The organism is Lacticaseibacillus boliensis (assembly GCF_054784775.1).
Genome location: NZ_BAAIHN010000051.1, coordinates 1 through 10,584, shown reverse-complemented (window position 1 = coordinate 10,584; position 10,584 = coordinate 1). Strand labels below are relative to the sequence as shown.

General features: G+C 55.3%; 12 protein-coding genes and 1 pseudogene. 9 read left to right on the top strand and 4 right to left on the bottom strand.

Going from position 1 to position 10,584, the window contains the following annotated elements; translation table 11 throughout:
- Positions 1–118 (top strand): annotated as a pseudogene (locus ACYVRB_RS13455) (IS30 family transposase); the annotation flags it as partial.
- A 265-nt stretch (positions 119–383) separates the two neighbouring features.
- Positions 384–1,313, top strand: coding sequence for a DMT family transporter (locus ACYVRB_RS13450; protein ID WP_461215964.1), 930 nt, complete (start codon positions 384–386; stop codon positions 1,311–1,313).
- Positions 1,314–1,324: 11 nt separating this feature from the next.
- Here the strand turns inward: ACYVRB_RS13450 and ACYVRB_RS13445 are convergent, their stop codons facing one another.
- Genes ACYVRB_RS13445 through ACYVRB_RS13435 form a run of 3 tightly spaced genes read right to left on the bottom strand, consistent with a single transcriptional unit; the run spans position 1,325 to position 4,803 of the window.
- A complete protein-coding gene (locus tag ACYVRB_RS13445; RefSeq protein WP_461215963.1) occupies positions 1,325–2,563 on the bottom strand; it encodes an NRAMP family divalent metal transporter in 1,239 nt (412 codons plus the stop codon).
- A 47-nt stretch (positions 2,564–2,610) separates the two neighbouring features.
- Positions 2,611–3,303 (bottom strand): aspartate/glutamate racemase family protein, encoded by a 693-nt coding sequence (locus ACYVRB_RS13440; protein ID WP_461215961.1) that lies wholly within the window; start codon positions 3,301–3,303, stop codon positions 2,611–2,613.
- A gap of 21 nt (positions 3,304–3,324) precedes the next feature.
- Entirely contained in the window at positions 3,325–4,803 is a 1,479-nt protein-coding gene (locus ACYVRB_RS13435; protein ID WP_461215960.1) for an MFS transporter, read from the bottom strand.
- A 188-nt stretch (positions 4,804–4,991) separates the two neighbouring features.
- Here ACYVRB_RS13435 and ACYVRB_RS13430 point away from each other — a divergent pair, with 188 nt between their 5' ends.
- The 5 genes from ACYVRB_RS13430 (at position 4,992) to ACYVRB_RS13410 (ending at position 8,116) form a co-directional block, all read left to right on the top strand.
- On the top strand, positions 4,992–5,657 hold the full coding sequence (locus ACYVRB_RS13430; protein ID WP_461215959.1) for an MmcQ/YjbR family DNA-binding protein: 666 nt from the start codon (positions 4,992–4,994) through the stop codon (positions 5,655–5,657).
- Positions 5,658–5,836: 179 nt separating this feature from the next.
- On the top strand, positions 5,837–6,250 hold the full coding sequence (locus ACYVRB_RS13425; protein ID WP_461215958.1) for a cupin domain-containing protein: 414 nt from the start codon (positions 5,837–5,839) through the stop codon (positions 6,248–6,250).
- A 4-nt stretch (positions 6,251–6,254) separates the two neighbouring features.
- Complete coding sequence (locus ACYVRB_RS13420; protein WP_461215956.1) at positions 6,255–6,584, top strand: carboxymuconolactone decarboxylase family protein; 330 nt, start codon at positions 6,255–6,257, stop codon at positions 6,582–6,584.
- Entirely contained in the window at positions 6,584–7,216 is a 633-nt protein-coding gene (locus ACYVRB_RS13415) for an NAD(P)H-binding protein (protein WP_461215955.1), read from the top strand. Before ACYVRB_RS13420 ends, ACYVRB_RS13415 begins: the two co-directional genes overlap by 1 nt.
- An 18-nt stretch (positions 7,217–7,234) precedes the next feature.
- Positions 7,235–8,116: a LysR family transcriptional regulator gene (locus ACYVRB_RS13410; RefSeq protein WP_461215953.1), complete on the top strand. Its 882-nt coding sequence runs from the start codon at positions 7,235–7,237 to the stop codon at positions 8,114–8,116.
- Between the two features lie 33 nt (positions 8,117–8,149).
- Here ACYVRB_RS13410 and ACYVRB_RS13405 read toward each other — a convergent pair whose 3' ends face one another.
- Entirely contained in the window at positions 8,150–9,019 is an 870-nt protein-coding gene (locus ACYVRB_RS13405) for a LysR family transcriptional regulator (RefSeq protein WP_461215951.1), read from the bottom strand.
- A gap of 110 nt (positions 9,020–9,129) precedes the next feature.
- On the opposite strand from ACYVRB_RS13405, the gene ACYVRB_RS13400 reads away from it, so the two are divergent.
- Together ACYVRB_RS13400 and ACYVRB_RS13395 are read left to right on the top strand one after the other, a co-directional pair.
- Positions 9,130–9,693, top strand: coding sequence for a DapH/DapD/GlmU-related protein (locus ACYVRB_RS13400; protein ID WP_461215950.1), 564 nt, complete (start codon positions 9,130–9,132; stop codon positions 9,691–9,693).
- 10 nt (positions 9,694–9,703) lie between these two features.
- Positions 9,704–10,447 (top strand): SDR family oxidoreductase, encoded by a 744-nt coding sequence (locus ACYVRB_RS13395; RefSeq protein WP_461215948.1) that lies wholly within the window; start codon positions 9,704–9,706, stop codon positions 10,445–10,447.
- Positions 10,448–10,584: the final 137 nt, after the last annotated feature.

Below are 10,584 nucleotides of genomic sequence, written 5' to 3'. Positions count from 1 at the left end.
TCAGAGCGACCAGGAAATTGAGACTTACATTGAACAACTGAATAATCGACCACGCAAGGTCTTAGGCTGGAAGACGCCATCAGAAGTCTTCATGGGTAAAAAGTTGCACTTGAGTTGACAATTCGTCTCATTAAAAAAAGTGTGCTCGCCAATCGACGAACACACTTTTTTTACCAAAGATGCAACATCGGCCCGAGCATGTACAGCCCGAAGACCATCACCCCCACCCAATAGGCTGACGTTGATCAACAGATTGGGAAATATTGGGCCAATCGTGTATTGTCGTGTGCAGTAGCCTGCATCAACTATCGACAATCGGCCAATATCGATCACCCCTCGTGTGCTACAATAAAATTCATATTTTCCTAACTCGGAGGAGCCTTATGCATAAACGAAACTCAGTCGGCCTCATTTTAGGCAGCTTGGCCGCGCTAGGCTGTGAGGCGTTGTATGGGTTGAGCTACATTTTCACCAAACAAGCCACCGACGTCGCCAGCCCCTTAGCGCTACTCGGCTGGCGCTTCCTAGTCGCCTTTGTCGTGATGTCCGCCTTGATCTTGGTCGGCGTCATCCATGTCTCGTTCAAAGGCAAAAGGTTGCGCCCATTACTCTTAGTGGCCTTGTTTGATCCGGTGCTGTACTTCATTGGCGAAACCTTCGGCATCAGCCACACCACCGCATCGGAAAGCGGCGTGTTCTTAGCCTGCATCCCCGTCGCTGCCTTGTTGGCTTCGGCTTGGATCTTGCACAAATACCCGACACGTCTGCAGGTGATCGGGGTCTTGATTACTTTAATTGGTGTAATTGCGACAGTGGTAGCTGCCGGGGCCAGTGCCAGTTTGTCACTGATCGGTTACTTATTCTTGCTGCTGGCCGTGGCGACTTACGCGCTGTACAGCGTCTATGTGGACAAAGCTTCAGCTTACACCGGCATCGAGATTACATATATCATGTTAGCCGCTGGGGCGGTCGTTTTCGTGATCATGGCGCTGATCGAAGCGCTCGTGCACGGCAACACTCGGGCGCTGTTCAGCCTGCCGGTGACGCATCTGAGTTTCACCGTTGCTGTCTTGTATCAAGGGATCGGCAGCTCAGTCTTTGCCTTGTTCTTATCGAATTATGCGATCGCGCACATCGGTGTCAACAAAACCGCTTCGTTCATCGGCGTCTCAACTGTCGTCTCGATCATTGCCGGCGTGTTGATATTAGGCGAGACCTTCAGTAGCGCGCAACTGATCGGCGCGGCAATCATTATCTGCGGGGTCTACACCGCCAACAATACGTTCCATCGCAAACAGCACAAAATAATCTAAGATTAGTTTTTTTACCAAAGATGCAACATCGGCCCGAGCATGTACAGCCCGAAGACCATCACCAGCAGGCACATGGTCGTGGCGACGACGCGATACCAGCCGTGCATCCGGTATTTTGCCGGCAGCGCCTTGGCCTCAAGCAACAACAAAAAGCCCAGCACGATCGGCACTAACAGCGCGTTGATCACTTCGACGGTGACGGCCAGCGACACCAGCTGGATATTCGCCAAGACCAGAATCGCCCCGATGACGTGGGCGCCGATATAGATCAGATAAAACCCGGCACTCTTGCGATCGAACGGCTCGTTGAGGCTGTGCGGCCAGCCCAGCACTTCCGTCAACCCCCAAGTACCTGCCAAGGCGACGACCAACGCCGCAACCAAGGCCCCGCCTAACAAGCTGATGCCGATCAGCAGATCAGCCGGCATTCGGCCCAAGTATGGCGCCAGCGCCGCGGCCATCTGCCCGACGGTGGCAAATGCCCCGCTGCCGCCATGTTTGCCTACCGTCGCGGCATAGGTCACGATGAAAACGATCATGACCGCTTGCGTGACCAGCGTGCCGATCGCGGTGTCGCGGCGTTCGCGGGGGATGTCTGCCGGTGTCAGGTGCTTGTCGACCACTGCCCCTTGTTGATAAAACAGCATCCACGGCATGATGACAGCGCCCACGTTGGCGGCAACCAAGTAAACATAGCCGCGGTTGTGCCACGGTACCGTCGCCAACCCGTGAAGCAAGTCGCTGAGTTGCGGCTTGGCCATCACCATGGCGATCACGAACGCAAACTCGGCAATGCCAACCATCACACCGACCTTTTCGACGCGCTGGTATTTGCCTAAAAAAGCGATCGCGATTAAAAAAATCGTCGCAATGGGAATCGTGACCCACTTCGAAACCCCAAACAGTTCCCCGACCCCGGCGATCCCGATGAACTCGGTCAACAACGCACCCACCGCAGAAATTCCCAACGTCACGGCGGCCAACCACGCCCAACCGCGGCCAAAATATTGCCGGATCAGCGTCCCATGGCCTTCATGGGTGACGATCCCCAACCGGACCGTCATTTCCTGAGCCATGAACAGCACCGGGATCAACACCAGCTGTGGCAGTACCATCGCATAACCCCACTGCGCGCCGGATTGGGCCGCCGTGATCAAACAGCCGGCGTCTGTGTCTGCCAGCATGACCAACAGGCCGGGACCAACGACTGCCAGCAGGCGCCGCAAAAATGGTTGATGATTTTCTATCATGCGTTTTGATGTGATCAGTGCCCACACTCCTCACCTAATGCCAAGGATCAATCTGCCAAAGCCTTGGCCGCAGCGGCTTGTGCGTGAATCAAGGTGGTGTCAAAAACCGGCAGCGTCACGTCCGTGGCCTTGACCAACAGATCTAACTCCGTGCAACCCAAGATAACGCCTTGTGCCCCTGCCGCCTGCATGTCGGCGATCAAATCAAGCAACGTGGCCTTAGAAGCCGGGACAATCTGGCCGGCACACAATTCGGCATAGATGATGTGGTTGACTGTGTCGATTTCTGCCGCGTGTGGCGTCAAGACGTCAATGCCGGCGGCTTTGATCCGGTCTTTATAAAACGCCTGCGTCAGCGTGTACTTCGTGCCCAGCAACCCGACTTTGGTGATGCCTGCTTTTTGCAAGGCCGCGATCGTGGCGTCGGCGATATGTAGCACCGGCAGGGCAACGGCCGCTTGCAGTTGCGGGGCGACCTTGTGCATGGTGTTGGCCCCAATGATCAAAAAATCTGCGCCGGCTTTTTGCAAAGCCTTCGCCTGGGCGTTCAACCACGCCGACGCCGCATCCCAGTCGCCGCGTTCTTGCATGGCCGCCAGTTCTGCGAAATCGCCGCTGGTGATGACCATTTTGGCGGAATGGACGCCGCCGAGTCGCGCCTGCACATACTGGTTGATGGCTTGATAATACGTCACGGTGCTTTCCCAGCTCATGCCGCCTAATAATCCGATTGTTTTCATGTTTATGCCTTCTTACTTTGGTTATTGCGCAACGACCTGACGCGTTGCCGCTTGGTGCTGAACGCGCCAGCTGACGACCAGTGCGAGTAGCATCATAATCAACGATAACACCATGATGTTATGTAAGCCGGCGTGCAAAATGTTGCGCATCTGGGGGATCAGGTGTTGTGGCAGTGACCCGACACTCGCCGCGTCGCTGAGTTTGTTCATCATTTTCATCGTGATCGTGCCACCGCTTGCGGCGACGCCACGGTTGAGGGCGTGGTTCATGATGACCCCGAAGATCGACGTCGTGAACGTCTGGCTCAAGATCCGGATCAAGAAACTGAAACTCGTCGCCACCGACACGTCGATGGGTTCGACTTCTTGTTGCACCTTGATCTGCAGTTCGTTGAAACAAGCCCCGTTGCCGAGTCCTTCAAACGCGCCGGCGACCAGCAGTAACCAATAAGGCGCGTGCACGCCCATGAAGACCAGCGGGACAAACGTCATGGTCAATACCACGATCGACAACGTGATGACCTGATGGGGATTCAGCTTCCGCCGCAACTCCGGCACCGATTCCGACCCTGCGAAGTTCATGAAGGAGCTGGGGATCTGCGTCGCGCCCCCGATCAAGGCCGATGTGCCAAGCAATCCTTGCGCCCACATGGGACTGTAGATCAAAAAGCCCATGAACGCCCCCCACACGAGGGTGAACAAGACCAGATCAGCGACCAAGGCTTTGTTGGTAAACAACCGCCCGGGAATGATCGGATCGCTGGCGTGTTGTTCGACGACCAGCAACAACCCCAACAAGATGACGGCGACAACGATCAACCCGACGACCAGCGCCGTGCTGCCTGTCCCAATCATCTCGATGCCAGACAGCAACGCCACCAGCCCGACGGTGAGGAGGCTCGCCCCCAGATAATCGATCTTATCGCGGGTCGCCTTGGGCACGTCGTTGGTGTAATAGATCTGCACCAAGATCGCAGACAGCAAGCCGATCGGGACATTCAGATAAAATACCCAGTGCCAAGAAAAGACATCGACGATCGCGCCGCCGACCAGCGGCCCGATGATCGTCGCAAAACTATAACTGCCCGACACCAGCGCCAGGGTTTTCATACGCTTGCGCGGATCCTTGTAAAGCTGGGCATAGATGATATAAGGCAGCGACACCATCCCGCCGTTGCCGATGCCGGCAATGGCTCGCGAAACGATCAGGAAAACAATGTTAGGCGCCAGCCCTTGCAACAGCGACCCGACCACAAAGAATACGGCGGCCAGCTGATAGGCTTTCTTGTTGCCGACGCGTTCACCTAGTTTGCTCCAGATGACGGTCGACACCGCGGTGCCTAATAAGAACACCGCGACGATCCAGGCCATGAGTTGCAGGCCGTGAAGATCAGAGATAATGGCAGGTAACGCCGTGTTAACGATGGTGCCATCCAGGCCACTCATGGCGTTAGACAGCAAGAGGGCGTATGTGACGATGAGGATGTTGCGTTTTGACACGAGGCAAGCTTCTTTCTAAAACGTGATATTTCTATGATACCCCTTTTGGAATCACCAAGTCTGCCTAATCGGGAATTATTGGGTCACAAAACCATTCGGCTGGCTGGATGAGGCCGGTATGGGCTATTTTCTGAACGCAGTCATCACTATAATAGAAGTAACCGCTTCAACTGAAAGAAGGCTCGACCATGGCAACCATCCAAGATTCGATTTTTCACAACCGTCACCCTGACGACGCCAAACTCGCCGCGTACGGCTTCACCCACGAAAACGACCGGTGGCAGCTCAAGCGCCAGCTCATCCCCGGCTTCACCTTGATCATCACGATCACCGGCCAGCAAGTCACCACGACGGTCATCGACGACGAATCAGGCGACCCTTACGTACTACACCTCGATCCTGCCAATTCTGGGCTGTTTGTCGGCCAGATCCGCGACGCTTACATCGCCGCGCTTGAAGCAATCGCCGCGGAATGCTTCGCGCCCACGACTTTTGCCGCCGGACAGATGCAAGCGCTGATCGCTTCGATCGCTGAGAGATACCACGAACAACCGGAGTTCTTGTGGCCAAAGTTTCCCAACAACGCAATCATCCGGCGCGCAGACAACCGCAAGTGGTACGCGCTGTTGGTGAAGCTCACCCCAGACAAGCTGGGACTTGCCGGCACCGAGCCGATCGATGTCTTGGTGGCCCGCGCAGATCCTGAAACCATCACCGCCAAGCTCGCAGATGGCACGGCCTTGCCGGCATACCACATGAACAAGAAGCACTGGTTGTCGTATCGCCTAGATACCGGCATCCCGATTGCCGACTTGATGACGACACTCGCTGGCAGCCGTGAATTGGCGAAGTAGGCCGGCATAAACCACTCAGCCTCGCCTCCACGATCAACCCGTGGAGGCTTTATTACTGCGTTTATCATGCTTATTGAGCATATCACATACAGGCATTAAGTATTAGACGCATACCAAAACGGCAGGTAAACTGATCCTCGTATTCAACACGCAAGCATTCTCGAAAGGACGATCCTTAAATGACAACTAACGAACAAGCCGTGAAAAACGATATCTTTGGCATGGGTGCCAAAAACGATGCCTACGCCAAATTCTTCGTCGGCCAAAGCTACCTCAACAATCTGATCAGCGATCCTGACATCAATGTCGGCGTCGGCAATGTGACCTTCGAACCGGGTTGCCGCAACAATTGGCACATCCACCACGACGGCTTCCAGTTGTTGTTGGTCACAGCAGGTGAAGGCTGGTACCAAGAAGTCGGCCAGCCGGCACGCAAACTGCACCCCGGCGACGTGGTCGTCACCCATGACGGCGTGAAACACTGGCACGGCGCAACCAAAGACAGCTGGTTTGCCCATATCGCCATCACCGCAGGCATACCGGAATGGCTGGAACCCGTTTCTGACACTCACTACAACGCGTTGGAGGGCTAGGCACATGGTCAAAAAACAAACTGCCGGCCGCGACAACTTGGGGGAATTTGCGCCACAATTTGCTGCCTTGAACGATGATGTCCTTTTCGGTCAGGTCTGGGCCAAAGAAAACGAATTATCCGCCCGTGATCGCAGCCTGATCACCTGTGCGGCGTTAATGAGCCAAGGCCTTTTCCCGCAACTGAAAGCGCACATGCAAATCGCCAAGACTAACGGCGTGACCAAGGCAGAAATGGTCGCCTTGATCACCCACCTCAGTTTTTACGCCGGGTGGCCCAAGGCATGGTCTGCGTTCGACTTAGCCAAAGCGATCTACGAAGAGGACGACGCCTGATGACCAACGTCTTGATCATCGGTGCCAACGGCCGCGTTGCCAGACTGGTTCGGCAACGCCTGCTGGCAGAAACCAATGCCCAGCTCACCTTGTACCTGCGCCAAGCCAAGCGCCTCGGGCGAATCGACCCGACGCGCGAAGCCGTGGTTGAAGCCGATGCCAACGACTATCAGGCGCTGTATCAGGCCATGGCCTGCCAAGACATTGTGTACGTCAACCTCAGCGGCAAGCTGGTCCCCATGATTCAAAACATTGTCACCGCCATGACCGCAGCCAAGGTTCACCGGCTGATCGATGTGACCGGGCTTGGGCTATATCATGAAGTGCCTGGCGAATTCGGGCGCTGGGTCGAAGCGTCGGTCGGCAGCGCGGTGATGGCTGACACTCGCCAAGCCGCCGAGATCATCGAAGCCAGCGACTTGAACGACACCTTGATCCGGACGGCGTACATGACCGACGCAGACGAGATCGACTATGAACTCACGGCCAAAGGTACGCCGTTCAAAGGCACGATCGTCTCGCGCAAAAGCATCGCCGATTTGGTCGTCAAGCTGATTGTCAATCCCAGCCTGTACAGCTATAGTAGTTTAGGAATCGATAAACTCGGAACAGACGGCGATCGGCCTGACTAACTAAGCGGAGGCACATAGATGGAATTGCGACTACTTGAATATTTTCTGGCGATCGACGCGGCGGGTTCGATCTCACAGGCCGCAGAACGCCTGCATATCACCCAACCCACGCTGTCACGCCAGCTCAAAGGCTTGGAAGTTGAACTGGGCGCACCGCTATTCACGCGCAACAACCACGGCCTCACGCTGACGCAAGCCGGACTGTACCTCAAGACCCGCGCCCAAGAAATCTTGACGCTGACGGCGCAAACCGAGCAGACCTTCATCGATCAGCGCAAAGAACTTTTTAGCGGCAACCTCAACATCGGCGCCGTGGAGGCCGACAGCAGCCACATGCTCGCCAAAGAACTGGCCGCGTTCACCAGCGAATTTCCCGCCGTCACCTTCGACCTGTTCACCGGAACCAGCAACGACTTGTTCGACCGGCTGGACAAAGGCCTGATCGATCTGGGGCTTTTGCTCGAACCCGTCGACGCGGAGAAGTATGACCACCTCACGCTGGCACACACCGAGCGCTGGGGCCTGGTCGTCAGTGTCACCTCTCCGCTTGCCACTCACCCCGTCATCGAACCCGCCGATCTGCCAGGAATCCCGCTGATCATCTCCAGCCGCCAAGCCGTTCAGCAGCTGTTGACCGACTGGGCGCAAGTCGATCTGGCTGATCTGCAGATCGTCGGCCACTTCAACCTGATCTTCAACGTGATCCCGTTGATCCAAGCCCAGGCCGGCGCCGCCTTAACGATCGAAGGCGTCATCGATCCGCAAAACCACGCCGGTGTGCGCTTCATCCCCTTTTCCCCGCGGGTGCAGACCCACACGGTCTTGGCATGGCGCAAACACCGCCTGCAAACGCCGATCACAACGGCGTTTATCGAGCGCTTTGCAGCGTTTAAAAAGTAAAACCCGTCTTGTCAGCCTCGACAAGACGGGTTTTTAACTGATCGCCATCATCGCATCCAAGAAGGCGTATGCGGCCGGTGACAATTGCGCATTGTTGGGCCAGATCAAGCTTGCGTGGCCAACCAACTGCGGTGTAAGCTGCACAAACCGTAAGTCTGTCTGCGCGGTGTTGATGATGCCATCAAGACAAAGCGCAATCCCGACGCCGGCACTGACCATGAGCGCCGCATTATAGAGCAGGTTGTAGGTTGCTACGACCTGAAGCTGATTATCACTGGCCCCTAGCCAATCGTTCAACAGATCGACACTGCCGCGCTGTTGGGTCATGATCACGCGCTGATTTTGCAGATCACTGACTGTCGCTGCTTTCAGTTGCGCCAGCGGCGAATCTTTTCTGACCAAGAGGCCCCAGTTGGTGGTCCCCGGAAGATTGACGAAATGATAATCAGCTTTATCCGTCGGCTCCATGACCACGCCAAAATCGAAGAAACCAGCATGCATCCGCGTGTGGACATCGCTGGCATCAGTGCTGTAAAGATTGACGACCACCTTAGGCGCAGTGGCTTGCAATTGTTTGATCGCCGCTGACACGCAAGCCATCATCGGCGCCTCTGCACAACCGATCATGACACTACCGCTGACGTCATGGGTACGCTGTACGTTAGCAACTGTCTTATCGGCCAACGCAATGATCTGGCGTGCCTGATTGGCAAAATATGCGCCCGCAGTTGTCAGCGCGATCTCTCGACTGCCGCGGTCAAACAAACTCACCCCTAGCTCGTCTTCGAGCTCGCTGATCTGCCGAGAGATCGTTGGTTGCGACACATGCAGCTGTGTCGCCGCGCGCGAAATATTGTGTTCTGCAACAACGGTTAGAAAATAGCGTAAAACGCGTAATTCCATCGTTCTCCCCTCCATGCATTTTAGCTATAGTTTAGCATTCAACATAGGTATTAGACAGACGTTACTTTGCTCGCTAAGATAATCGTTGTCATCAACAAGGAGGCCTAGCCATGAACATCCCACTACCACAATTGATCAACGCCGGTGCAGTCAGCTGGACCGGTACGATACCCCAACAAGTCGATGCCATCGTCGCCGAAACAAGCAACCAGCTGATTGCCTTGAACCAGGCAACAACAGATGCAACCCGTCGGCAACTGATTGCGCAATTAATGGGGACTCCGCTGGCGTCAAGTTCAGTGATCAATCCCCCTTTCCAAACCGACTTTGGAAAGCACACGTTCATTGGCTCGCACGTCTTTATCAACCGCGACTGCTTCTTCGTTGATCTCGGTGGGATCTACATCGAAGACCACGCCTTGCTCGGGCCGCGAACGACACTCATTTCCGTCAACCACAACGAAGATCCCGCCCACCGCCGCGACCTAGTCCTGCAGTCTGTGCGCATTAAAAAAGGCGCCTGGCTGGGCGCCAATGTGACGATCAATCCCGGCGTGACGATCGGTGAAAATGCCATCGTTGGGTCCGGTGCCGTCGTGACCAAAGACGTCGCCGCTAACACCGTGGTTGCTGGCGTTCCGGCAAAGTTCTTACGAACCATTCAGTCAAAATAGGAGAAACTCTATGATCAAAAATAAAGTTGTTGTCATCACCGGCGCTTCCAGCGGTATTGGCGCTGAAACTGCCAAGCTACTCGCCAGCCACGGTGCCAAAGTTGTCCTGGGTGCACGCCGCGAAGAAAAGCTCAAAGCCTTAACCGACGCCATCACCAACGCCGGCGGTCTTGCCGCGTATCGCGTCACCGATGTCACCAAACCCGAAGATAACGAAGCCCTTGTGCAGTTTGCCAAAGAGACGTTTGGCGGCATCGACGTGATATTTTTAAACGCTGGCCTGATGCCGAATTCACCACTCTCCGCTTTGAAAGTCGAGGAATGGCATCGCATTGTGGACGTCAACCTGAAGGGGGTGCTCAACGGTATCGCCGCCGCCCTGCCAACCTTCAAGGTCCAAAAGTCCGGCCACTTTATTGCCACCAGCTCTGTCGCCGGCCTCAAAGCCTATCCTGGCGGTGCTGTTTACGGCGCGACCAAGTGGGCTGTCCGCGACCTGATGGAAGTCTTACGGATGGAAGCCGCTCAAGAAGGCAGCCACATCCGCACCGCGACCATCTACCCCGCCGCGATCAAGACTGAACTGTTAAATACCATTACAGACAAGCAGTCTGCCGCAGACATGCAGAAAACTTACGACAGCTATGAGATCACCGCTGATCGTATCGCCAAGGTCGTTGAATTCGCCATCGACATGCCAGAAGACACTAACGTCAACGAATTTACCGTTGGCCCGACCGACCAGCCGTGGTAGATAACAATTCACCTGGATTATTCATAGAATTTCAAAAAAGCAGCGCAATCCCATGATTCACACGGGACTGCGCTGCTTTGGTGTTTCACCCATTGGGTGCGCCTATATGCTAAGGTTGAGTCGACGAAAACCATCAC

Excerpts from the sequence above, each read along its gene's own strand:
- ACYVRB_RS13450 (WP_461215964.1), top strand. The coding sequence starts at position 384 with ATGCATAAACGAAACTCAGTCGGCCTCATTTTAGGCAGCTTGGCCGCG.
- ACYVRB_RS13445 (WP_461215963.1), bottom strand. The coding sequence starts at position 2,563 with ATGATAGAAAATCATCAACCATTTTTGCGGCGCCTGCTGGCAGTCGTT.
- ACYVRB_RS13440 (WP_461215961.1), bottom strand. The coding sequence starts at position 3,303 with ATGAAAACAATCGGATTATTAGGCGGCATGAGCTGGGAAAGCACCGTG.
- ACYVRB_RS13430 (WP_461215959.1), top strand. The coding sequence starts at position 4,992 with ATGGCAACCATCCAAGATTCGATTTTTCACAACCGTCACCCTGACGAC.
- ACYVRB_RS13425 (WP_461215958.1), top strand. The coding sequence starts at position 5,837 with ATGACAACTAACGAACAAGCCGTGAAAAACGATATCTTTGGCATGGGT.
- ACYVRB_RS13420 (WP_461215956.1), top strand. The coding sequence starts at position 6,255 with ATGGTCAAAAAACAAACTGCCGGCCGCGACAACTTGGGGGAATTTGCG.
- ACYVRB_RS13415 (WP_461215955.1), top strand. The coding sequence starts at position 6,584 with ATGACCAACGTCTTGATCATCGGTGCCAACGGCCGCGTTGCCAGACTG.
- ACYVRB_RS13410 (WP_461215953.1), top strand. The coding sequence starts at position 7,235 with ATGGAATTGCGACTACTTGAATATTTTCTGGCGATCGACGCGGCGGGT.
- ACYVRB_RS13405 (WP_461215951.1), bottom strand. The coding sequence starts at position 9,019 with ATGGAATTACGCGTTTTACGCTATTTTCTAACCGTTGTTGCAGAACAC.
- ACYVRB_RS13400 (WP_461215950.1), top strand. The coding sequence starts at position 9,130 with ATGAACATCCCACTACCACAATTGATCAACGCCGGTGCAGTCAGCTGG.
- ACYVRB_RS13395 (WP_461215948.1), top strand. The coding sequence starts at position 9,704 with ATGATCAAAAATAAAGTTGTTGTCATCACCGGCGCTTCCAGCGGTATT.